The following is a 23,005-nucleotide window of genomic DNA, read 5'->3' on the forward strand; positions in this document are numbered from 1 at the left end:
AGGATTTCATGATGGCAAATGATATTCGAAACATATATTGCATCGGGCGGAACTACCGTCTGCATGCGCTTGAGCTGGGTAATGAAGTACCGGAGGAGCCGCTCGTCTTTACGAAGCCTTCCCATGCAGTTATTCCAATGAACGGTAATGTGGTTGAAATTCCAGGTGGTCGTGGGGAAGTTCACTTTGAGCTGGAGCTGGTACTGCGGATTTCCCGTTCCCTTGAGCCTGGTATGGAGCCGGATGATGTTATTGATGGGCTTGCGCTTGGACTTGATCTGACACTTCGTGATGTGCAAAGTAAGCTGAAGGCAAAAGGCCAGCCTTGGCTGGATGCCAAAGGCTTCAAAGCTTCCGCGCCGCTTGGTGAATGGATGGCGTATCCGGGTGAAGAAGCATTGAAGGCGCAAGATTTCGCCCTGCTTCGCAACGGCGAGCAAGCGCAAATTGGTAACTCGCGTGATATGCTGTTCAGCATCTCCGAGTTAGTCCGGCATATCGATTCGCGTTATGGCCTTGGCGCCGGCGATATTATTTTTACCGGCACGCCTGCTGGCGTAGCCGCCCTGCATGACGGCGACGTGCTTGAAGCGCTGTGGAGCGGCGAAAAAGCAGCCAGCTGCACAATCAAATTGATTTAGTTCATATAGAAAGCGGTATGCCGAATCGGGCATGCCGCTTTTATTTTTGCAGTGTATGTTTGGTAATGCTGTCTAAGCCTTTAAATAACGATCAATAAAATTCAGAACTCGCTTAACATTATCTGCGGTCTCGAATTCTTTGCCGCCATGGCCGGCTCCCTCGAGCAGATCCAGCTTCACTTTATCTGCACCAATTGCAGCAGTAAGCTTCTCATAAAAGACAACGGACTGCTCCGTAGGGATAAGTGGATCATGTGTGCCATGTTGGATGAGGAACGGAGGGGTTTGCTCCGTAATATAGGTTTCGGGATTGGCCGCCTTTACTTTCTCGGGAGCCTCTGTAATGGTCTGTCCAATAAGTAGAGATTCTGGGGAGTCGGAAGCGATGTGCACCTGATGTGGTGCAACGGCGCTATGAATGAACAGCTGGTCCATCGTGAGGAAGTTGGTTGGGCCAAACCAGTCAACAACCGCCTGCACCTCAGAGGAGTAATCAGAGTTGCCCATGCTAAGGTCCTCTAGCTCAAAAGCGTGCGCAGAAGTGCCTGCAAGAGAAGACAGATGACCTCCGGCGGAACCGCCCCAAAGAGCGATTTTCGTGGCATTGAGATGGTACGTATGAGCATTCGCTTTTACCCACCGGATGGCTGCTTTTACATCATAAATTTGGGCAGGGAAGATAGCTTCACCGCTTAAACGGTAATTGATAGAGACAACCGCATACTGTCTTTTTAAGCCTTTCAGCATAGGTTTCAGCTGCATATCAGCTTTATCGCCGAATTTAAACGCTCCACCATGGATGGACATAATGACCGGGAAGGGTCCGTCGCCAGTCTCTGGCAAATAAATATCAAGCTGTTGAGCAGGGGATTCGGAGTAATAAGGAAGGTTAAGCCATTTTCGTTCAATATCATTCGTATTGATCTTTTCCATTGGCATGCTGTTTATTCCTCCTTTGATGTATACAATTGTATACGATCTCAGTGAAGCTTGGCAAATGTTTCAAGTTTCTCATTCGGCCGCTTCGCCACGTCCAACTCATTGCATAATAAGACCCTTGCAGGGTCTTAACTCAGCCTCAGCCAGCGGCTTTGCCCATCCAATCTCCATCTGGAGTTGAATAAGACCCTGTCGGGGTCTTATTGGATTAAAATCTGGCCATTCGGTACTCAATAAGACCCTCGCAGGGTCTTAACTCGGCGACAGCCAGCGGTTTTGCCCAGCAGCAAAACAAAACCCCGCCAAACTAAGCTTCGGCGGGGTTACATTCTAGCATATTTAAGTGTTAAAAGCGGTCAGCATCCATACATGCTTCTCGAGTGTAGTATGAATCGCAAGCAGCATGTCGGCGGTTGTCTCATCACCGGCTCCTTGGGCAATTTCCATACCTTGCTTTAATTCTGTAATAACGGTGGTAAAGTCGCTGATCAATGTCTCGACCATCTGGGTGGCTGATTCGCTGCCGCTAGCTTCCTTAATGCTGGCGATCTTTACGTATTCTGCCATTGTAGCAACTGGCGCACCTTTTAAGGCAAGCAGCCGCTCGGCAAGCTCATCGACATGCAGAGCAGCTTCCTCATAGAACTCTTGAAACTTTACGTGCAGGGTGAAAAACTGAGTTCCTTTTACATACCAATGATAATTATGCAGCTTAATATACAGGACGCTCCAGTTGGCAATTTGTTTGTTCAGAACGTCATTTGTTTGGGTCATAGGTTCCTCATTCCTTTCCTAGACAATAGTGTGTACGCAGGAAAGGAATTACATACGCCTTAGAGGGGGCGATTGGCTGCCAAATGAACGGAAGATTCCCGTACAATCAGCCGATGCGGAATCGTGACATGAGATTGATGAACAGGCTCGTCTAAAATAAGACGGATCAGCATTTGGGAGGCTGTATAGCCAAGCTGGTACGTGCCGATATCAACCGAACTGATGGGTGGAGTCGCAAGCTCAGACAAAGCAATATTGTTGAAGCTGACAAGACTGATATCATCCGGAACTTTAAAGCCGATTTCGGTCAATCCACGTAACACGCCAAAAGCAACGACATCATCAATAACGACAAGTCCGGTAGGGCGCTCCGGTAGCCCCATGATAAAGGACATCGCACGGAAGCCGCTTTCCTGCAGGAATTCGCCTTCCACAATCCATTCTGACTGCATCGGCAGCCGAGCCTCGCGCATCGCTTTCTTATAACCTTCCATCCGATCATGTGAAACGGTCAAATTCGTTGGTCCGCTCACAAAGCCGATACGTGAATGGCCTTGCTTAATCAGATGTTGTGTCGCATCATAAGCAGCCTGCACGTTATCGTTATTGACGGTCATCATATGGCTGCTTTCTTCATCGCTTCTGCCGATCAGAATGCTCGGGAAGTCCTGCTGGTTCAAATGACGAATGAGCGGATCGTTTACCCTTGCAGACAGCAGGATCACTCCGTCAACTCTTCTGCCGAATACGAGTCTGGAGATGGTCTCTGTCTCATCATGTGCACTTGTTGCTGTTGTTAACAGCATATCGTAACCGGCTCTAGTAGAGTGGGTTAATATTCCTCTTAATAATTCACCAAAGAAGAAGTCCTGGAACAGCTCTTCTGCTGGACGCGGAAGCATAATGGCTAACGTCTTCGTTGTCTTTGACACGAGGCTTTTAGCCATGACGTTTGGATGATAACCCATCTCCTTCATGATCTTTTTAACCTTGGCGGTAGTCTCCTTGCTGATGCGGGGATGATTGGACACCACCCGCGACACTGTCGAAGGGGAGACTCCTGCAGCTCTTGCAATATCTTTAATGGTTACCATCGTTATCGTGATCCCCTTACCTGTTATGCAATCGTTTGAACTCTATGCATTAATGTTACTTGAACGGCAGTTTAAAGTAAACTGTCTGACTTGAGGTTTGATGAACAAAAGATGAAATATTGGGGAAAAATGCGAAAAACGAAGGAATCACGAGATAACTTTAAGAATGCTTGCGCAGATCATCTGTGCAAACGTTTTAACAAACGAGAGGGGCTGTTGTATGATGAATTCGTGGATATAACGCTTTCATAGCGGAAATTGGCGTGAATAAGGCTAATTTTAAATGGAAACGATGCGTTCCCTTATTTTTCTGCGGCCTGTTAGACAAACGTTTGCACAAGCTAATTATAGACTGCAACGATAACAGCAGGCGTAGAAAAAGGAGCCTAATCGGCGCACAAAGCGTTTTTTCCAAGTCAGACATTACGGAAGGGGATCTTTAAGAATGAGAAAATGGTTTGTATCGACGATGATCACTGCTTTGTTCATTGTGTCTGCCTGTGGTGGGGGCAACAATAACAACAATGGCAACTCTGCGGCAACTAATGCTCCTGCTGCAACGGAAGAAGCTTCTGCAAACAACGCGGGTAATGCAAGTGAAGCACCAACTGAAGAAGGCATCGTGCCTGAAGAAGGCGCAACGCTCACAGTATGGGATTCGAAGAACGAACGTGGCTTTGTAGAAGAGATGGCAAAGGAATTCACAGCACAATATAACATTCCGGTAAAAATCGAAGAAGTAGAATCACCGGATCAAGTGAAAAAGCTGACGACTGACGGTCCTGCCGGTATCGGCGCAGATGTTGTAACATTCCCGCATGACAACCTTGGTCAAGCGGTAGCTGCAGGCCTCGTTCTTCCTAACGATTTCTTTGAAGATGAGACAAAACAAGCAAATGCAGAAGCAGCTGTTAACGCAGTAACGACGGACGGTATCCTGTACGGCTACCCTCGTTCGGTAGAAACATATGCTTTGTTCTATAACAAAGATCTGGTACAAACACCACCGGCATCATTCGATGACATCAAGACATTCTCGAAAACCTTTAATGATCCTGCAAGCAATAAATATGCGTTCATGTGGGAAATGGGCAATTTGTACTTCAACTACATCTTCTTCGCATCGACAGGTGGTTACGTGTTTGGTGAGAACGGCACAAACCCTGCTGATATCGGTATGAACAACGATGGTGCAGTAGAAGGCCTGAAATACTTCCAATCCTTGAAAGAAATTCTGCCAATCAAATCCGGTGATGCTTCGGCTGATATTATCCAAGGCAAATTCGCAGACAAATCGGTTGCGATGACGATTACAGGTCCTTGGAAAGTTGCCGACTTCAAAAACCTTGGCATTAACTTTGGCGTAGCTCCAATCCCTGCAATAAACGGCAAACCAGCAGTTTCGTTCTCCGGCGTAAAAGCTTGGTACGTTAACTCGTTCACGAAATACCCGAATGCATCACGTCTGTTCGCGAATTTCATCTCTTCTAAAGCAGGTCAGCTGAAAGACTACTTTCTGACTGGTGCCATTCCAGCAAACAAAGAAGCAATGGAAGATCCAACCTTCAAAGCGGATGAGATCTCGAGCGGCTTCGCAGCTCAATTCGTGAACTCGCAAGCAATGCCATCCATTCCGGAAATGGGCAGTGTATGGGATCCAATGGGTGCAGCGCTTGCTGACATTTGGAACGAGAATAAAGATCCAAAAGCAGCTCTTGACAATGCAGTAACTCAAGTACAAGAGGCAGCTAAAGGCACGACGAAATAATCGTTTTTCGAAATAAGAGATAGATGGCTCGCCCGCTGAAGCGACTTCGACTTCGGCGGGCGCAAGCTATGGGAAGGAGTGCACGGGTATGAATCGCCGCCGCAATACTGCTGCTATTTTGTCAGCGTTATCACTGGGGCTTGGTCAGCTGTACAACAGGCAATATATAAAAGGTCTTCTGCTGCTTGTTATTGAAGCGGTATCGCTTACTTATTTCATTCCGCGTTTGGCACAGGATATTTGGGGGATTTGGACGCTTGGTGATACTCCATCTAAGATGGTGAAGGTTGGGAAGATTTATCAGACAGTCAAAGGGGATCATTCGATCTTCCTCATGATTAACGGTCTTATTACGATTTTGCTGCTTGCCCTTTTTATTGTCATTTACATTATGAATATCCGCGATGCGTATCGTACGGGGGAGAAGAGAGAACAAGGCGGAAAGGCTGCGAACTTCCGGGAATCCATCAGCTATGTATGGGATCGTAAGTTCCCGCATTTATTGCTGAGCATTCCAGGCCTTGGCGTATTGTTCTTAACAATTATGCCGATCGTCTTCATGATTCTGCTGTCCTTCACGAACTACTCATTGCCTCAACATATCCCGCCAGCCAAGCTGGTCGATTGGGTCGGCTTTAAGACGTTTACCGATCTGCTGACGCTCAAGTCGTGGAGCAGAACATTCTTTGGCGTATTTACGTGGACGATAATCTGGGCAGTGCTGGCGACGGTAACCTGCTATTTTGGTGGTCTGCTCGTAGCTCTCTTAATTGAGCAAAAGGATGTTAAGTTTAAAAAGCTTTGGCGGACGGTCTTCATCCTGCCTTACGCTATTCCACAGATGATCTCGCTGCTTGTCATGCGTAATCTGTTTAATGGCCAGTTTGGACCAATCAACCAATACCTGTCTTACTTCGGATTTGGCAAGCTGCCTTGGCTGACGGATCCGACTATGGCGAAGGCGACTGCGATTCTCGTTAATATGTGGGTTGGTATTCCGGTATCGATGGTTCTGATTCTTGGCGTTCTTACCGCTATTCCAAGGGACTTGTATGAAGCGGCTGAAGTGGACGGAGCCTCGGGCTATCAGAAATTCCGTATCATAACGCTGCCGTTTGTTCTGTTTACGACAGCGCCGATTCTTATTACGCAATTTGCAGGCAATATTAATAACTTCAACTTGATCTTCCTGCTGACGAACGGCGAGCCGCTGAACGGTGAATATCAATATGCAGGCAGCACGGACTTACTTGTTACGTGGCTGTACAAACTGACGCTGAACAACAGCCAATTCAATATGGCTTCGGCGATTGGTATTATTATTTTCATCATTATCGCTACATTCTCCATCATTAACTACCGCCGTACGAAGTCGTTCAAAGAGGAGGACATGATCCAATGAAATCTAGAAGCAGGTATATTCGGTTGGTGCTTAGCTACGTGGTTCTCACCTGTATTGCGATCTGCTGCATCTACCCCGCGCTTTGGGTACTGCTGTCGTCCTTCCGTCCGGGCACTTCGCTCTACAGTGATTCGTTTATTCCGAAGTCGTTCACCTTATCGCATTACACGGAACTGTTTCACTCTAAGGTGTTTCTCTATGGCAGATGGTACCTGAATACGCTCAAAATCGCTGTCCTGTCCATGATCTTCTCGACATTCCTATCGACGATTAGTATGTACGCGCTGTCGCGCTTCCGGTTCAAGGGGCGGAAAACAATGCTGACATCTTTGCTCGTCCTCGGTATGTTCCCTGGCTTTATGAGCCTTGTGCCGGTCTATATTTTCCTGCTTCAGCTGAACCTGCTTGATACGCATACCGCGATTATCATTGTCTATTCCGCAGGTTCTGTCCTCGGGAACGGTTTTGTTATTAAAGGCTTCTTTGATACCATTCCGCGCAGCCTCGATGAGTCGGCGCGGATTGACGGAGCGAATCATTTGCAGATTTTCTACCGGATTATGCTGCCGCTTGCCCGTCCAATTCTGATCTATGTGGCGCTGACGACTTTTGCTGGAGCATGGGTAGATTTTATTTTCGCCCGGCTGGTGCTGCGTTCCAAAGAGAACTGGACACTTGCCGTCGGCATGTGGGATCTGGTCAGCTCGTATCAGAACTCGAACTTTACGATGTTCGCCGCAGGTGCCGTCCTGATTGCCGTTCCAATTACGCTGCTGTTCGTCTTCCTGCAGAAATTCCTCGTACAGGGGCTTACCGCAGGTGCTTCGAAAGGATAAGGATGACGAGAGCAAGCAGTGTCATATTGAAGTCGTTCTGACCAGCCCTCTTAGAGGGCTGGTTTTTTAGTTTAAGGAGAATCCCTACTAAAGATCGAACTGAGTGGGGGGTTGGATTTCATCCAATCTAACTTTAATCGAATGTAGAACATGTGGGCTATGTTGGATTCCAACCAGTAACTAGCGCCAACTTTGGCTCATTCGCCTCCAATGAGCAGATTCTGCTGGATGATATCCAATGTAGCTTTAGTTTCTTTGCCTTGGTGCACCATTACGCTGTACAAAATACAGTCTGTGGCAGGGTAGGAATGGGGAGATACGGTTGTGTTTTCGACAAATAGGGATTGAATCGTACGATAATGCGGTAAACTAATTATCTATGGTCTAATATAAAATGGATATATTTGGTTGGTGAGAGGAGTTGAAGCGGTGAATACAAAATCACTCAGAATTGCAACGCTGGTTGTTCTGTTCATCAACCTGATCCTCATCTTTCTCGTGAATCTATTTACGATTGAGATGGAGCCAGGCAAAGGTATCTCGGGCAATGGGAATCCCGTAATCATTTTGTGGTTTATTGAATTGCCGGTGTATCTGCTTCTATTAATAGGGATTGCTCTTATTGTACATCGTGAGCGATATCTGGAGCGCCGAAAGGGGATAGGGATTCCTCTCATGCTTCTCGCATTTTTGGCCGTATCGATCTTGCTTCAAATGGATAATGCCTCACGAATTAATGAACAAATTGACGGCCAAGTTAATGAATTTGGTTGGTTAAATCAGTATACGAATACGAACTATATTAACTTCTACTCGTTTCTTAGCGGCATTCTGCTGATGCTGCTAATTCAATCGGTTATCACCCTGATACGTACCCGGTCAAAAGAACGGATTTGAATACTCGCGATTCAAATCCGGTACGCCGACGGACTAACGCCCGTCACTTTTTTAAACACGCTGCAGAAGTAGCCTTGATCCTCGTACCCGACCAGCTGTGAGATCCGCGCGATCTTCAGCGTCGTGGTCCGGAGCAACTCCTTCGACCGTTCGATGCGAACCCGCGTTACGTAATCGTTGTAGCTGATGCCGACAATGTTCTTAAATCGCTTTGAGAAATAGTTGGGATGGATATAGTATTTTTCGCTTACCCATTGCAGGGACAAGTCTTCGTCGTAATGCTGCAGCACATACTGCTGCACACTTTCAATAATATCATCACTTGAGCGCTCGGCGCCGCTGTTTAGTACGCTGCTCAGCCGCTCGAGCTGTTGTTCAATAATCGCAATAATTTCGCGCCAGTCCGTAAAGCTCTCTAGGCTCGCGATAGGTGTGCCGAGATTCCAGTTCGGCAGCTCGAAGGCCGTCTTGGCGGCGTGTTTGCGGAGGATATGAATGATCTCGGTGTACAGATATTCCACGTGGTCATATCGTGCGTCAGGCGATTCCGCGAGAGTATGGAACAGCTGGGCGGCATAATCGAGAAATTCGCGGTGCTGACCAGCCTCCAGCAAGGTGGTTAAACCACGCTCCGCTTGATGAAGAAGCGGAAACACCGCTGCGGGTGAATGGTTAACCGTATCCGTATAGACGTTGCCGCCTCCGAATAACAGCCGGTTTTGAAGTGCCTTCCTTGCTTCCATACAGGAGAGCCTAAGCTGTGTTAATTCTGCCTTCACGCCGCCGACGCCGATGGATACGATAAGCCCAAGATGCTGGCGAATCCAACCGACCGTCTGCGTTAATGTTTCTATAATACGTCCCAGGTCGAGGGTGCTCCTTTGAGAAGCGAGGAAGACAACAATTTCCTCCGAGTGGTAAGCATGCTTGAACGCAATAACTTCAATCGGGAGCGCAGCAAGTGCATTCTCAATACTATTCTGGACGGCGAACCGGGCAAGCGGCTCCTCGTTCTCCTTAAAGCGGGAGGTCTCGTTGCGGTAGACGATACGCACAGATACGCCTGCGAACGAGCAGCTTCGAATGAGCTCCAAGGGAAGTCCATCCAAGTGGCTGTCTTGCTCTGAAATCAGATGTGTAAGCTGGAAATCCAGCGGCTGCAAATGGCTCTGGCGAATCATTTCGTCCAGCGCATTCAGCTTGGAACGGTCTGCTTCCTGCAGCCGCTCTGCTCGCAGCTCTTCCGCCAAGCCGGCAAGAAGCACATGCAGCTTCTCTTTGTCGATCGGCTTCAGCAAGTAGTCTTTCACATGATACAGCAGCGCTTCGCGTACATATTCGAATTCATTGAAGCCGCTAATGATGACGAATTTCACATTCGGGAAGAGGACTCGGGCTTGGTTAATGAACTGGAGTCCATCCATACCGGGCATTCTCACATCCGTAAGGACGATATCGGGCTGGCAGTGGACCAGCTGAGACATCGCTTCAAACCCGTCGCCGACTTCTCCAGCAAGCGTAAGGCCAAGCGTCTTCCAATCGATTTTGCGAATTAAACCTTCCCGCAGCAGCGGTTCGTCTTCCACAATAAGTACTTTCATCCGATTCATCCCTTCATGCAGTCCGCTTCGGCAGCTCGAAATAAATCTTTGTGCCTGCACCTGGCTGACTGGAGATTTCAACCCGCGGGTCGCTTTCATAGTACAATTGAATGCGTTTGAATACGTTCGCTAATCCAATCATAGTTCTGGGTGATGACTGCCTGGACACGATATCATTCGGATTGCTGAGTTTGCGGTGAAAAAGCTCAATCATGGCAGGATCCATACCAACCCCGTTATCTTCAATTAGGAATTTCAAGGAGGATTCATCCACACTGCCAAGCGTGACGCGTACCGTCTTTTTACCGATTTTTTGCTCCAAGCCATGAATAATGGCATTCTCAACTAAAGGCTGGATGAGAAACTTAGGAATAATGATGTCCTCTATGCCGGGCTCCACTTCAATCTCGTAAGCGAACTGATTGGTGAACCTGATTTGATAGATGGACAAATATTGATTAAGGTGCGTGATCTCTTCCTGAACCGTTGCTAGACTACCGCCATTCAAGTTGTAGCGGAGCATGCTTCCGAGCGCGATACAAATATAAGAGACTCGCTCGTCCCCGTCAATCGATGAAATGCTGTCGATCGTGCTTAACGTATTGTAGAGGAAATGAGGGTTAATCTGCGTTTGCAGCGCTTTAATCTCGGCTTCTTTCTTCAGCAGCTCCGTCTCATACACTTTGGAGATCAGTGAACTAATCTCAGCGGTCATCATATTGAAGCTATGCTGGATGGTCGACAGCTCGTCTTTGCCCTGTACCTCGATCGTAGCCCCGAAATCGCCCATTTCCACCTGCTTCATCTTTTTGTTCAGCTCTTTCAGCGGGCGGGTGACACCTGCGGCAATCAGAGAAGCGAGCAGCATTGCGGTAAGAAAGCTGATCATGGCGATGAAGATGAGCGTATGACGGAAGGAGTTCACCTTTTTCAGCACCTGATCGAGCGGAATGCTGCCGATCATGATCCAGTCGCCGGCATTTAGCGGCTCGTAAAAGCCGATATAGGTTTTATTCCGGTTCTCGTAGCGGAAGTTAACGTAATCATTTGATTTTGTAGTCTGCTTGTAAGCCGCGAACAAAGGGCTTCCCGCAATGGACTTACCGATATCCTCTTTATTCTGCGTATAGATAATATGGCCGGAGCGGTCTGCGATGTAGTACCTGCTGGCGTCGCCCTTTTGCAGTCCAGGAAATATTTTATCCAGCACGCCGGGGTCGATATCGATCTTGATATAGCCGATTGGATGCTGCGCATTCATCGTAATGCGCTTGAGCAGCTGAATATAACTGATTGATTTGACGGGCGTAACCGTAGTACTGATGGTCGTATGCGAGACAGTCCAGAAGGGGAAGCCATCCATCTGGAGCGCTTTATCGAACAGGTTCGCCTGCTCCTCATCCAGAAGTGATTTGACGTTTCTATTGTAATAGTAGTAGCTGGAAATTTGCTGACTGTCTAAACGGGTTATGGAAATGAACGAAATAAGAGGGTTTTGCAGCTTCTGAGAGGTAAGACGGTTGCGGTAATACTGTTCATTGTCGGTATTGGGAGGACCATCAAGAAACTTCTGCAGGGATGTATCGCTGAAATAGCTGTAGCCAATATTGGAGATCGTCTTGAAATGAAGATCCAGTGTATCGACTGACTGCGTGGTCATCTTCTCAAGACCCTGCAGCGTGGAAGCTTCGAGCTCGCGGCTCATCATACGGTAATAGGAGTAACCCATGATGAGCGCTGTAAGACTGATGACGATGAAGAAGGAGAGAATCATTTTATTGCGGAACTGCATGTTCTACCCCCTTCAATGAATTATCACCACAATGGCCTCTTAAAGGACATCATGATGATTCATACTTCGAAAGCATCTTCAATGAATTATCACCACAATGGCCTCTTAAAGGACATCATGATGATTCATATTTCGAAAGCAACCGCTTTTGTAACCGCTTACTCGATTGTATTCGATAACTTCAATTGTTTTCCTTTTTATAGGAAGGGGCTGAGTCCAAAGTTGCTTAAAATATTCCTAATAGGAGGTTAAGATATTACATAGAAAGCGCTACCATTTTAGAATTATACTGGATTTGTAAATGCGATATCCATTCGAGGAGGGCATTCAATTGAAGAACAAGCAGCGGTTTAGGACTTGGTCAAGTTTGGCAATTGTTCTTGTCTTAATGCTAATGGCATCAGCTTGCAGTGGGGGTAATAACAACACGACAAACACTTCTGAACCGACGAATGACTCTTCAAGCACGAATGCGGCAACAAACAACGGGTCCGATAATACGCCAGCAACTACGGATAACACAGCTTCAAGCGGCGGTACCGTCGAAATTACGGTATGGGATCAGCCGAATCCGGACGACACGATGAAATCTATTAAAGAAGAAGTTTATGCAGATTTCGAAACAGCAAATCCCAACATTAAAGTAAAACACGAATTGATGCCGCAAGGTACAAATGACCGTGAAGTATTCGTAACTGCGATGGCAGGCGGCAATGGACCTGATGCTTACCATTCGGCTCACTTCCCGATCATTGCGGACTGGGTAGGCCAAGGTCTTGCGCTTGACCTGTCTCCTTACTGGGACAGCTATGCAGACAAAGATAAATTCATTCCATCCTCGATGGAAGCAGGCACAATTGATGGCAAAGTATACGGCATTCCTCACGATATGTATGTAACAGGCCTGTTCTGGAACAAGAAGATGTTCGAAGAAGCAGGACTTGATCGAGATACGCCTCCGGCAAACTGGGATCAGCTGGTTGAATTCGGCAAGAAGCTGACGGATACAGGTAAGAAGCAATACGGAATTACGCTGCTTGGCATGGAATGGGCTGACTGGTGGTTTGAGTATTATGTATGGCAAGCAGGCGGCGACCTGACGCATGTCAATGCGGACGGTACAGTTCAATTGGCATTTACGGAAGAGCCTTCTGTGACCGCCCTGCAATTCTATAAGGATCTGAAATGGGTGCACAAAATCGTCCAAAACAACGTGCTCCAAAGCTACCAAGATAATATGAATGATATTTTCCAAGGCCGCGCAGCGATGTCGAATGCAGCTTCCGGCGGGTTCGGCGACTATGTGGCACAAGGAATGGATTTGAACGACGTTGGCTTCGCGCCATATCCGGTAGGTCCAGGCGGCAAAGGTCCAGGACAAATCGGTGGTGCTTACTGGATCATTAATCCGAAGACGTCCAAAGAAAAGCAAGACGCAGCCTGGCAATACATCACCTATATTAACTCCAAAGAGGTTGCTGAGAAGTACCTTCAGTTCCAGCAAGACAATGGGATCTTCCCGAACCTGCTGTCTGTTCGATCCGACGTTGATCCTTCTCAATTTGCAAAAGACATTTCGCCTGAGCTTGTAGCGGCAGTGAACAAAGCGGCTTCCGATACGCATCTGGAGTACTTCTTGAAAGAGCGTCTCACTCCATATGTCGTTAAAGCCGTTCAAAAAGCGCTGACAGACGAGAAATCCGATCCGAAACAGCTGCTCCAGGAAGCACAAGATGCAGCACAAAAAGAAGTTATCGATGCGTTTAACGCAGCTGTGAAGAAATAAGGGTGGCTTAATAAGTGAAGGCGGAGTTGATGAACGGGCATGAAGACGCCGTGAGCTGCTCCGCCTGCCATTTGGGAAGGAGGCGTCACAACGTTGAAAGCAGCCATTGAAGGCCAGAAGCCTCAGGTGCAAGTGCGGGTCAAACCCCGGATTAAGATCTCTTGGACAGCAATTCTTTTCTTGACTCCTGCTATTGTATGTTTCCTGTTGTTCAAGTACTACCCGCTTCTTCAAGCCGTATATATGAGCTTCTTCGATTACAAAGTCATTAACCCGCCTGGCCATTTCGTCTGGCTGGATAACTATAAGTATTTAATCCATTCGACTGAGTTCTGGAATGCACTCCGAAATACGTTTGTATTCTTCTTTATCTATTTTATTCTCACGTTTTGGGTGCCAATTGTACAGGCGGTCCTGCTCAATGAGATCAAGTTCGCCAGCAAGACGCTAAGATCCTTGTATTTGCTGCCTACGGCAGTTCCCGCTGTTGCCGGTTACCTGCTGTGGAAGTGGCTCTATAATCCGGATTACGGCTTATTGAACTACCTTCTTCATTTCATCGGACTTGGCCCGTACGGCTGGCTGAATGATCCTTCAACGGCTAAATGGGCGATCGTGCTGCCAGGCGTATTTGCGACAGGGATGGGGATGCTGATCTACTATTCCGCGCTGCAGGGCATTCCGAGCGAGAACGTCGAAGCGGCAAAAATTGACGGTGCCGGTCCATGGCGCCGGATGCGTTCGATTGTGTTCCCAAGCCTCAAATTCGTCATCGGCATTCAATTTATTTCGTTTATTTCCGGCGTCTTCTTAACCTTCGACCCGATGTATATTATGACAGGCGGCGGCCCGGCGAACAGCACGCGGACACTCTCGATGCTCGTCTTTAACAGCTCCTTTAAGGAGTTCCGCTTTGGGGTGGCAGGCTCGATCTCATTCGTCATGTTTATCATTATTGCAGTCATCACCTATTTGCAAATCAAATTAACAAACAGGGACTAATCGCTCTCGTGTAATTTGTAAAGCAGGAAGGAGCATCTCATGGCTGGACGCGGACGTATTAAGGAGAAAGGTTCATTATCGGTCAAAATCGTCTCTTATTCGGTTGCTGCATTTTTTATCCTTGCATCCATAGTGCCGTTGTTCTGGATGGTCAGCTCATCGATGAAAGACAACATCACCATCTATAAGTTTCCGCCGACATGGATTCCAACGGTACCAAAGTCCGTTAGTCTGACGCTGAATTATGACGGCACGGATTTGAAAAAAGAAGATTACGAGCTTGATGCGATGGAAGCGATCTGGTTCACATGGAAACGGATGCAAAACGAAGCCGTTGGTGCGATGAAGGTTACAGGCGTTAAAGACGGCGTTGTCGTCTATAAAGCATCCATGCCTTCCTACAAGTTTACGGTAGGACGCTCCGAGATTGTCCCTACGATGGTCGCAACCCATGCCACGATGAAAAATAAGCTGCAGAAAATTCGAGACAACAAGTATACGACCTTTGACTTCAAGGGTGAAGGCGGCAAGTACGGAGGCGAAACGGTGATTCCTGCTGAGCTGCCGGAGCAGGCGGCCCATGCCTTGAAATGGCTGTCCGAGTCCAAAGTCGTCAAGGGCAAGGTGCAAACCATCGATGAAGTAAGCGACTGGAAGCGTTTGTTTGACAATTATATCGTGCTGTGGGAAATGTCCGGCAGTTCAGACAGCAAGTCGAATACCGCATCGTACGGCTTCCCTCACTTCTTGCTTAACAGCGTCTTTGTCACCGGCGCAACGATTATCCTTCAGCTCATTATCGGAGGGACAGCGGGGTATGCGCTGGCACATCTTTTGCGAAGCAGAACCAGCGGCTGGCTGACGTTATTCTTCGTCGCGACAATCATGATTCCTGAGATTGCGATACTCGTACCGCTTTATCTAACGATGGATAAGCTGCATTTGGTCAACACCCTTTGGGGGATTATTTTACCGCATACCGCTTGGGGGATTGTTATCTTCTTATTCAAAGGATTCTTTGAGCAGCTGCCAAACGAGCTTCTGCAGGCGGGTCGAATTGACGGGGCGAGTGAAATGAAGATCTTCTATCGCATTGTTGTGCCGATGTCGGCGCCGATTTTCACGGTTGTTGCTGTCATGACGTTTATCGCGGTATGGAACGAATTTCTATGGCCGCTTGTCGTTGCGCGGACACAGAATGTATGGACCTTTACCGTTGCGCTGAATGACTTCCAGCAGCGGCGAAGTCTAGGCTCAAACGTCATTATGTCAAGTCTCGTCATCGCTACAATACCACTTATGCTCATTATTACGTCCTGTCAGAAGCTGATTGAGAAAGGTGTTTCTTTCACGGGGCTCAAAGGGTAGGGGATCGCTTGGAACGTAAAGTTGCTTTAGTAACGGGTTCGGGACGAGGGATTGGCAAAGGGATTGCACATGAATTTGCCAAAGCCGGATACGATGTGTGCGTCAATTACAACAAAAGCGCCGAGCAGGCAGAGGAAGTTGTCCGGCAGCTGTTGACCTATGGTGTGAGGGCGGAAGCTGTTCAAGCAAACATCGCCGATTTGGACCAAATCGTTTCGCTGATTGAACAGGTGGAGAGCAGGTTCGGCCGGCTCGACGTGCTCGTGAACAACTCGGGTATTACGCGAATGCAGCCTTTCCTGGAGACCACACCAGAGCTGTTTGAAGAGGTTATGCATACCGATCTGCGCGGTTTATATTTCTGTTCGCAGCATGCGGCGCGCCTGATGGTCAAACAAGGCACACGCGGCGTCATTATTCATATCAGTTCGAATCATGCAGAAGGCAATTGGTCAAATTCAACGGTGTACGCAGCGGCGAAGGCTGGTGTGAACAAGCTGGCGAAAAATATGGCGCTTGATCTCGCGCCTCACGGTATTCGGGTCGTCGGGATCGCTCCGGGCTACACGAGGAACAGCTGGACCGAAGGCAACGAACGAGTTCAAAAGGCAATCGAGAATATTTCTTCCCGTATTCCTATGGGACGATTCTGCACGCCGGAAGAGGTCGGAGCAGCTGCTGTATTCCTCGCTTCGGACAGCGCGGGTTATATAACGGGAACGACCCTTTATATGGATGGCGGTGCTCTTCTCCCGGTATGGGCGGAGAAAGGATAAACGCCTAAACGGCTGATGCCAAGTATAGCGAAGCAAAGGAGTCCTAATCGTGAAAATAACGGATATGAAGCTTTACCATGTTAAGCCTCGCTGGCTGTTCCTGAAGATTGAGACCGACGAAGGAATCGCCGGTTGGGGCGAGCCAATCGTAGAGGGCCGCGCCTTAACGGTTGCGACGGCTATTGAAGAGCTAAAGCGTTATCTGATTGGCGAAGATCCGCTGCGCATTGAGCATCACTGGCAAATCATGTACCGCGGCACGTTTTACCGCGGAGGCCCGGTTCTCGTCAGTGCAATCAGTGGCATTGAGCAGGCTCTCTGGGATATTAAGGGCAAGTTCTACAACATGCCTGTATATGAAATGCTGGGCGGGCGTGTCCGCGACAAGATTCGTATGTATTGCCACTGCGGCGGTGCAACGCCGGAGGAATTTGCTGCGAATGCGAAGCAGAGAGTGGCTGCAGGCTTTGACGCCATAAAGACTGGGGTAGACGCACCTGTCCGCAATGTTGATTCGCTGGCTTTCGTAGAGAGTCAGGTGAACAAGTTCGCGGCCGCACGCGAGGCGGTTGGCAGCGGCGTCGATATCGCAATCGACTTCCACGGTCGCGTCAGCCCAACGATGGCTATCCGTTTGGCCGCCGCACTGGAGCCTTATTACCCGATGTTTATCGAGGAACCGTGTCTGCCGGAAAATGTGGACCAACTGCTGCGAGTCGCTCAATCGACGAGTATTCCGATTGCAACCGGTGAGCGTCTGTTCACGCGCTGGGGCTTTCGCGAGGCACTTGAGAAAGGTGCTGTTGCTATCGTGCAGCCCGACCTATGCCATGCTGGCGGCATCTTCGAAGGACGTAAAATCGCGGCAATGGCGGAAACCCACTATGCTTCCATCGCTCCACATAATCCGCTTGGACCGATCTCGCTTGCAGCTTGTCTGCAGCTTGATGCTTGTACGCCGAACTTCCTCATCCAAGAACATCCGTCAATGGCGGAGAAATGGGACCTAGGTGAGGGCTACTTAAAGCAGTCGTTTGAGGTGATCGACGGCCATGTTGCGATTCCACAAGGACCGGGACTTGGTATTGAAATAAACGAAGAAGCGTTAATCGAACGCAGCTTCGGAGGCGATTGGGATACACCGCGGCTTGCTTACGATGACGGCTCGTTCGCGGAATGGTGATAGGCTAGGTGTAGGACTAAAATAAAAAAAGACGGAGCAGCCACGCTGCATCCGTCTTTTTGCATTAATGAAGCTGCTTCCAAATCCCATAGCCGTAGCCCGGGAGCTGCAGCAGCAGCTTCCCGGCCACCGGCTCAAGCTGCTGCTGCGCATCCAGCAGCGATACCCAAACGCCGCCGGCTGGCACGGCGGCAGCAGCCTCGCGCCCTCGCGCATTCATCGCGACGAGGATGCGCTCAGCCCCATCGCGGCGTTCGTACACGATCACGCCGCCATCTTCACCATCCGCTGCCTGCAGGAAGCGGATGTCGCTGCTCCGCAGAGCGGCGTGCTCGCGCCTCAGCGCAAGCGCCTGCTTGTAGAACGCGAGCAGCTCGAGGTTCTGCTGCTCTGGCTCCCACACCATACATTTCCGGCAGTCGGGATCCCCCTCGCCGTTCATGCCCACTTCATCGCCGTAATAAATACACGGCGCTCCCGGATAAGTCAGCTGGAACAGAACCGCCAGCTTCATCGCATCCACTTCATCGCCGCAGATCGTAAGAAGCCGCGGCGTATCATGACTGTCCAGCAGGTTGAACGCCGTTTCCGTCACCTGCTGCGGATAAGCGGCAAGCTGCCGGCCAATCGCATTGGTGAACGTCGTTGCATCAATGGATTGATGCCCAAAGAAGTCGAGTACCGCATTCGTGAATGGATAGTTCATCACGGAGTCGAATTGATCGCCCTCAAGCCACATCATTGCATCATGCCAGATCTCTCCCAAGATATAAGCCTCAGGATTCACTTGTTTCACCGCTTGGCGGAATTCGCGCCAGAACTGGTGATCCACCTCATTAGCTACATCCAGCCGCCAGCCATCGACGCCGATTTTCTCAATCCAATACCGGGCAACATTGAATAAATAGGCTTTTACATCAGGGTTCTCCGTATTCAGCTTTGGCATCATAGGCTCGAAGGCGAAGGTCTCGTAAGTTGGAATGCCGTCGACTACCTGTAGCGGCCATTCCCGCACATGGAACCAGTTTGCGTATACGGACTTTTCACCATTTTTCAGCGCATCAACAAAAGGTGGGAACGTCCGGCCGGCATGATTAAATACCGCATCCAGCAGCACGCGGATCCCCCGCTTATGACAAGCCTCCACAAGCTCCTTCAGCTTCTCGTTCGTGCCAAAATGACGATCTACCTGCATATAGTTCTCGGTATCATATTTATGATTGGTTGTCGCTTCGAATAGCGGAGTGAAGTAGACGGCATTAATGCCAAGCTCGACCAGATGGTCAAGATGATCAAGCACACCCTGCAGATCGCCGCCGAAGAAGTTCGTAGGAGTTGGCTTGCCGCCCCAAGCTTCTGTCTTCTCCGGATTAAGCGAGGGATCGCCATTGGCGAACCTTTCCGGGAAGATTTGATAAAAGACAGCATCCTTCACCCAAGCCGGAGGAGCGAACACATCCACCTTATTGATATATGGAAAGTCAAAAAACGTATTTGGGTTATCCGGCAGCTCCGCGGGGAAGCCATTTTCCGTAAAACAAACTTCTCCCTCGCTGCCAGTCAGGCGGAAGGCGTAACGCAGACGGCGGAATGGAGGTTCTATGGCTGCCTCCCAATAATCAAACAATGCATCGGATGAGAGCGCGGTCATCTCTACGATCGTCATCGTGCCGCTCCAGTCATATTTGTCCCCGGCAATCAGCTCCACACGAATTGCATCATAACGTTTCGTTTGGATCCGGATGTGGAGGGTCGTTTCGTTATAAGCATAAGCCCAGTTTTGTTTTGGTCTGTGATAGATCGCTTCCAGCAGCATAAATGAGGATCACTCCAATCGAATAATGGGTAAAAAACAGAAAAAGGCACAACCTGCTAATAAATCAGCGAGGTTGTACCTTTGTAGGTAGCATTGCCTTTAAATTGTTGTTTAATCAAACTTCTCCCATTATACTATGGGCGGCTTTAATCTACCACAGGCAATTGGAATTATTTCTTAAGCATGTACCGCGTCATGGCTTTGTGCTTCCAGGAAACGCTCTGCATCAAGAGCTGCCATACAGCCGCTGCCTGCTGCTGTAATCGCTTGACGGTATTGACGGTCTTGCACGTCGCCGCAAGCGAATACGCCTGGAATGTTTGTCTCCGAAGTGCCTGGCTTCACGATAATGTAGCCTTGCTCATCCGTGTCGATTTGGCCGCCGAGGAATTTCGTGTTAGGCGTGTGGCCGATCGTTACGAACAAGCCGTCTGCTTCCACGAATTCTTCTTCACCAGTTGCATTGTTGCGCACTTTCAGGCCTTTAAGACCCATTTCGCCTGGAACAACTTCAAGTGGAGTTTTGTTCAGGTTCCAGTTGATTTTCTCATTCGCACGAGCGCGGTCCTGCATGATTTTCGATGCACGAAGCTCGTCACGACGGTTAACGATCGTTACTTCAGAAGCGAAGCGAGTCAGGAACACTGCTTCTTCCATGGCAGAGTCGCCGCCACCAACGATAATGAGTTTTTTATTACGGAAGAAGAAGCCATCGCAAGTTGCGCAAGTGCTGACGCCACGTCCGATGTTTTCTTGCTCGCCTGGAATACCAAGATATTTTGCAGATGCGCCAGTCGAAATAATAACGGATTCGGCTTGAATCTCGCCAATACCTTCTACATCAAGCGTGTAAGGACGTTTGCTGAAGTCTACGCTCTTAACCGAGCCATTGCGGAAGGTTGCGCCAAAGCGCTGCGCCTGTTTGCGCATGTTGGACATTAACTCGCTGCCAAGAATACCTTCAGGGAAGCCTGGGAAGTTCTCGATCTCCGTTGTTGTAGTGAGCTGACCACCTGGCTGCCAGCCTTCAATAACGAGTGGTTCCATATTAGCGCGCGCCAGATAGATCGCCGCCGTCAAGCCGGCAGGGCCGGTACCGATAATTACTGTTTTATGCATAATGATTTCCTCCGTCCTATATGGTGAATCATGTTTCTAGTTTAAAATTATTATAATCTGTAAACTTTGTCAACACAGTTCATCTTATTTTCATCTAGATGTATTATTGTAGAAAGAGAGTGTACAGGAGGTGCTTCCAATGCCGAAAATACTAGTCGTAGACGACGATCCGAATATAAGGGAATTGGTTAGCTTGTTTTTGCGCAGGGAAGGTTATGAAGTTATTGAAGCGACTAATGGGGAAGACGCACTTACCCATCTGGAGGCAGTGAAGCCGGATCTTGCTGTCATTGATGTCATGATGCCCAAGATGGATGGCTGGGCACTGTGCTCCGCTTTGCGAGAATCTTTCGACATGCCGCTGCTCATGCTAACCGCCAAGGGGGAGACGGCCCATAAGGTGAAAGGTTTCGAGCTTGGAGCCGATGATTATGTCGTGAAGCCATTTGATCCGCCGGAGCTGATCGTCAGGGTAAAAGCGCTGCTCAAGCGCTACCGCATAGCTTCTTCTCAAATCGTTGAGTTTGGCGGCTTGTCGATGAACCGCTCAGACTTCCAGCTGGTCGCAAACGGAGAGAAGATTTTGCTGCCGCCGAAGGAATTCGAACTTCTGTTTAAGCTCGCCAGCTACCCGGGTAAAACCTTCACAAGGGAGCATCTGATCGAGCAATTGTGGGGGATGAACTACGAAGGGGACGAGCGTACGGTTGATGTACATATCAAACGGCTTCGCGAGAGGTTCCCGGAAGAAGCTTTCGGCTTCCGCATCGTGACGATTCGCGGTCTGGGCTATCGATTGGAGGAGCAGGCATGATTCGCAGCTTGTATGTGCGAATAGCGGTGACGTTTCTGGTCATCGTATTAGTAAGTATAAGTATTGCCTATTTTACGGCTAATCAATTGTTCCGGCGTGATCTTCAGGGGCAGTTCGGAATGGAAGAGATGATGATTACCCGGCTGGAGAAGCTGTACAATGGCTCGTCGCCTCGCTCTCTGCCTGCCTTTCTAGAACAGGTATCAAGCCTGCAAGAGATGTCCATTGTGGCGGTGAACAAGAACGGATTGGTCATTCAAGTGGGCCGGACAAGCCGGTCCATTGTGAATCATTTGAGCTGGAGGGCGCTTACAAGTGTGTTCGATGGTCAAACACAGAGGGTCGACTTTGCTGACGAGCATCGTACCGGGCCATCTTCGCCGCCGGCATATGGACGTCTTGCGCAGTTTGGGAATACGGAATGGGCGGTGTTTATTGCACCCGATCATGTGCGGCAGTTTAAGAGCTTCCAACGGAATACATTTACGATCCTGATTACGCTTCTTGTAGTTGGTTGTATCTTAATTCTGCTAGCTGCCCGCTACCTTGTGAAGCCGCTCAAAATGATGACGGCTGCGACTATCCGCATTGCCAAAGGCGACTTTAGTGTACAGCTCCCTATGTCTCACCGTAATGAGCTGGGTGAGCTGGCTGACAGCATTAACCAGATGGCGCACAGCTTGTCGCAGCTGGAGACGATGCGTCGTGACTTTGTATCCAATGTATCGCATGAAATCCAATCGCCGCTCACCTCGATCGGCGGATTTGCCGAAGCACTTCGCAGCGAAGAGTTGACCGAATCGGACCGAAATCGTTATGTTGGTATTATTAAACAGGAGAGCAGCCGTTTATCCCGCCTTAGTGAGAACCTGCTGAAGCTTGCTTCTCTTGACTCCGAGCAGCATCCGTACGAACCGGTTGCCTACCGGCTGGACCGGCAGCTCCAAGACGTTGTGCTGTCCTCTGAACCTGCCTGGCTTGCGAGACGTCTGACCGTTGAGCTCTTAATGGAAGAAACGGTTATTAAGGGGGATGAGGATCAGCTTAATCAGGTGTGGATTAATCTGCTTACCAACAGCATCAAATTTACGCCGGAGGAAGGCAAGATTTCGTTCCAGCTGTCAGAGGAGCATGGAAATGCCGTCGTCCGAATCGCCGATTCCGGCAGCGGCATTCCGGAGGAGGAGCGGGACCGTGTCTTCGAGCGGTTTTATAAGGTTGATCCGTCACGGGATCGCACACAGGGTGGAAGCGGGCTAGGTTTGTCTATTGTGAAAAAGATTATCGACATCCATGGCGGAACAATCGACATAGAGGATGTGGAGCAGGGGACGGTATTTGTAGTACGTCTACCTCTTCAGCCAGAGGTACAAGTAGGTTAAACTGCTTATATAGAG

19 protein-coding genes are annotated in these 23,005 nt (G+C 49.0%); 12 read left to right on the top strand and 7 right to left on the bottom strand.

Annotated features, from left to right (window positions below; all coding sequences use genetic code 11):
* Positions 1–11 precede the first annotated feature (11 nt).
* On the top strand, positions 12–641 hold the full coding sequence (locus AB4Y93_RS17790) for a fumarylacetoacetate hydrolase family protein (protein WP_441894369.1): 630 nt from the start codon (positions 12–14) through the stop codon (positions 639–641).
* 72 nt (positions 642–713) lie between these two features.
* Here the strand turns inward: AB4Y93_RS17790 and AB4Y93_RS17795 are convergent, their stop codons facing one another.
* The 3 genes from AB4Y93_RS17795 to AB4Y93_RS17805 all read right to left on the bottom strand — a co-directional run bounded on the left by AB4Y93_RS17795 (position 714) and on the right by AB4Y93_RS17805 (position 3,448).
* Positions 714–1,580 carry an alpha/beta hydrolase fold domain-containing protein gene (locus AB4Y93_RS17795; protein WP_441894207.1) on the bottom strand — a complete coding sequence of 289 codons (867 nt, stop codon included), beginning with the start codon at positions 1,578–1,580 and terminating at the stop codon, positions 714–716.
* A 339-nt stretch (positions 1,581–1,919) separates the two neighbouring features.
* Positions 1,920–2,354 (bottom strand): Dps family protein, encoded by a 435-nt coding sequence (locus tag AB4Y93_RS17800; RefSeq protein WP_441894208.1) that lies wholly within the window; start codon positions 2,352–2,354, stop codon positions 1,920–1,922.
* Positions 2,355–2,413: 59 nt separating this feature from the next.
* The gene (locus AB4Y93_RS17805; RefSeq protein WP_441894209.1) at positions 2,414–3,448 is read right to left on the bottom strand and encodes a LacI family DNA-binding transcriptional regulator; all 1,035 of its coding nucleotides are present in this window, start codon (positions 3,446–3,448) and stop codon (positions 2,414–2,416) included.
* 445 nt (positions 3,449–3,893) lie between these two features.
* Here AB4Y93_RS17805 and AB4Y93_RS17810 point away from each other — a divergent pair, with 445 nt between their 5' ends.
* The 4 genes from AB4Y93_RS17810 (at position 3,894) to AB4Y93_RS17825 (ending at position 8,351) form a co-directional block, all read left to right on the top strand.
* Positions 3,894–5,216, top strand: coding sequence for a sugar ABC transporter substrate-binding protein (locus AB4Y93_RS17810; protein WP_441894210.1), 1,323 nt, complete (start codon positions 3,894–3,896; stop codon positions 5,214–5,216).
* Positions 5,217–5,304: 88 nt separating this feature from the next.
* Positions 5,305–6,618 (top strand): carbohydrate ABC transporter permease, encoded by a 1,314-nt coding sequence (locus AB4Y93_RS17815; RefSeq protein ID WP_441894211.1) that lies wholly within the window; start codon positions 5,305–5,307, stop codon positions 6,616–6,618.
* A complete protein-coding gene (locus tag AB4Y93_RS17820; RefSeq protein WP_441894212.1) occupies positions 6,615–7,454 on the top strand; it encodes a sugar ABC transporter permease in 840 nt (279 codons plus the stop codon). The genes AB4Y93_RS17815 and AB4Y93_RS17820 overlap by 4 nt, the downstream gene beginning before the upstream one ends.
* A gap of 429 nt (positions 7,455–7,883) precedes the next feature.
* On the top strand, positions 7,884–8,351 hold the full coding sequence (locus AB4Y93_RS17825; RefSeq protein WP_441894213.1) for a hypothetical protein: 468 nt from the start codon (positions 7,884–7,886) through the stop codon (positions 8,349–8,351).
* An 11-nt stretch (positions 8,352–8,362) separates the two neighbouring features.
* Here the strand turns inward: AB4Y93_RS17825 and AB4Y93_RS17830 are convergent, their stop codons facing one another.
* Positions 8,363–9,952, bottom strand: coding sequence for a response regulator (locus AB4Y93_RS17830; protein WP_441894214.1), 1,590 nt, complete (start codon positions 9,950–9,952; stop codon positions 8,363–8,365).
* A 13-nt stretch (positions 9,953–9,965) separates the two neighbouring features.
* Positions 9,966–11,744: a cache domain-containing sensor histidine kinase gene (locus AB4Y93_RS17835; protein ID WP_441894215.1), complete on the bottom strand. Its 1,779-nt coding sequence runs from the start codon at positions 11,742–11,744 to the stop codon at positions 9,966–9,968.
* Positions 11,745–12,075: 331 nt separating this feature from the next.
* On the opposite strand from AB4Y93_RS17835, the gene AB4Y93_RS17840 reads away from it, so the two are divergent.
* The 5 genes from AB4Y93_RS17840 to dgoD all read left to right on the top strand — a co-directional run bounded on the left by AB4Y93_RS17840 (position 12,076) and on the right by dgoD (position 17,859).
* A complete protein-coding gene (locus tag AB4Y93_RS17840) occupies positions 12,076–13,530 on the top strand; it encodes an extracellular solute-binding protein (RefSeq protein WP_441894216.1) in 1,455 nt (484 codons plus the stop codon).
* A 93-nt stretch (positions 13,531–13,623) separates the two neighbouring features.
* Positions 13,624–14,532 carry a carbohydrate ABC transporter permease gene (locus AB4Y93_RS17845; protein WP_441894217.1) on the top strand — a complete coding sequence of 303 codons (909 nt, stop codon included), beginning with the start codon at positions 13,624–13,626 and terminating at the stop codon, positions 14,530–14,532.
* Between the two features lie 39 nt (positions 14,533–14,571).
* Entirely contained in the window at positions 14,572–15,900 is a 1,329-nt protein-coding gene (locus tag AB4Y93_RS17850; RefSeq protein WP_441894218.1) for a carbohydrate ABC transporter permease, read from the top strand.
* Positions 15,901–15,908: 8 nt separating this feature from the next.
* Positions 15,909–16,676, top strand: coding sequence for an SDR family NAD(P)-dependent oxidoreductase (locus AB4Y93_RS17855; protein ID WP_441894219.1), 768 nt, complete (start codon positions 15,909–15,911; stop codon positions 16,674–16,676).
* A gap of 49 nt (positions 16,677–16,725) precedes the next feature.
* Positions 16,726–17,859: a galactonate dehydratase gene (dgoD, locus tag AB4Y93_RS17860; RefSeq protein ID WP_441894220.1), complete on the top strand. Its 1,134-nt coding sequence runs from the start codon at positions 16,726–16,728 to the stop codon at positions 17,857–17,859.
* Positions 17,860–17,923: 64 nt separating this feature from the next.
* Here dgoD and AB4Y93_RS17865 read toward each other — a convergent pair whose 3' ends face one another.
* Positions 17,924–19,675, bottom strand: coding sequence for an alpha-glycosidase (locus tag AB4Y93_RS17865; RefSeq protein ID WP_441894221.1), 1,752 nt, complete (start codon positions 19,673–19,675; stop codon positions 17,924–17,926).
* 177 nt (positions 19,676–19,852) lie between these two features.
* Positions 19,853–20,794 carry a thioredoxin-disulfide reductase gene (gene trxB, locus AB4Y93_RS17870; protein WP_441894222.1) on the bottom strand — a complete coding sequence of 314 codons (942 nt, stop codon included), beginning with the start codon at positions 20,792–20,794 and terminating at the stop codon, positions 19,853–19,855.
* 139 nt (positions 20,795–20,933) lie between these two features.
* On the opposite strand from trxB, the gene AB4Y93_RS17875 reads away from it, so the two are divergent.
* Together AB4Y93_RS17875 and AB4Y93_RS17880 are read left to right on the top strand one after the other, a co-directional pair.
* Positions 20,934–21,608: a response regulator transcription factor gene (locus AB4Y93_RS17875; RefSeq protein ID WP_441894223.1), complete on the top strand. Its 675-nt coding sequence runs from the start codon at positions 20,934–20,936 to the stop codon at positions 21,606–21,608.
* Positions 21,605–22,990: a sensor histidine kinase gene (locus AB4Y93_RS17880; protein WP_441894224.1), complete on the top strand. Its 1,386-nt coding sequence runs from the start codon at positions 21,605–21,607 to the stop codon at positions 22,988–22,990. The genes AB4Y93_RS17875 and AB4Y93_RS17880 overlap by 4 nt, the downstream gene beginning before the upstream one ends.
* Positions 22,991–23,005 lie beyond the last annotated feature (15 nt).

Source organism: Paenibacillus sp. YAF4_2, assembly GCF_052113225.1.
Classification (GTDB): domain Bacteria; phylum Bacillota; class Bacilli; order Paenibacillales; family Paenibacillaceae; genus Pristimantibacillus.

What these genes read in the sequence shown, in the direction of transcription:
- AB4Y93_RS17790 (WP_441894369.1), top strand. Translation starts at nt 12, where the DNA reads ATGGCAAATGATATTCGAAACATATATTGCATCGGGCGGAACTACCGT.
- AB4Y93_RS17795 (WP_441894207.1), bottom strand. Translation starts at nt 1,580, where the DNA reads ATGCCAATGGAAAAGATCAATACGAATGATATTGAACGAAAATGGCTT.
- AB4Y93_RS17800 (WP_441894208.1), bottom strand. Translation starts at nt 2,354, where the DNA reads ATGACCCAAACAAATGACGTTCTGAACAAACAAATTGCCAACTGGAGC.
- AB4Y93_RS17805 (WP_441894209.1), bottom strand. Translation starts at nt 3,448, where the DNA reads ATGGTAACCATTAAAGATATTGCAAGAGCTGCAGGAGTCTCCCCTTCG.
- AB4Y93_RS17810 (WP_441894210.1), top strand. Translation starts at nt 3,894, where the DNA reads ATGAGAAAATGGTTTGTATCGACGATGATCACTGCTTTGTTCATTGTG.
- AB4Y93_RS17815 (WP_441894211.1), top strand. Translation starts at nt 5,305, where the DNA reads ATGAATCGCCGCCGCAATACTGCTGCTATTTTGTCAGCGTTATCACTG.
- AB4Y93_RS17820 (WP_441894212.1), top strand. Translation starts at nt 6,615, where the DNA reads ATGAAATCTAGAAGCAGGTATATTCGGTTGGTGCTTAGCTACGTGGTT.
- AB4Y93_RS17830 (WP_441894214.1), bottom strand. Translation starts at nt 9,952, where the DNA reads ATGAAAGTACTTATTGTGGAAGACGAACCGCTGCTGCGGGAAGGTTTA.
- AB4Y93_RS17835 (WP_441894215.1), bottom strand. Translation starts at nt 11,744, where the DNA reads ATGCAGTTCCGCAATAAAATGATTCTCTCCTTCTTCATCGTCATCAGT.
- AB4Y93_RS17850 (WP_441894218.1), top strand. Translation starts at nt 14,572, where the DNA reads ATGGCTGGACGCGGACGTATTAAGGAGAAAGGTTCATTATCGGTCAAA.
- AB4Y93_RS17865 (WP_441894221.1), bottom strand. Translation starts at nt 19,675, where the DNA reads ATGCTGCTGGAAGCGATCTATCACAGACCAAAACAAAACTGGGCTTAT.
- trxB (WP_441894222.1), bottom strand. Translation starts at nt 20,794, where the DNA reads ATGCATAAAACAGTAATTATCGGTACCGGCCCTGCCGGCTTGACGGCG.
- AB4Y93_RS17875 (WP_441894223.1), top strand. Translation starts at nt 20,934, where the DNA reads ATGCCGAAAATACTAGTCGTAGACGACGATCCGAATATAAGGGAATTG.
- AB4Y93_RS17880 (WP_441894224.1), top strand. Translation starts at nt 21,605, where the DNA reads ATGATTCGCAGCTTGTATGTGCGAATAGCGGTGACGTTTCTGGTCATC.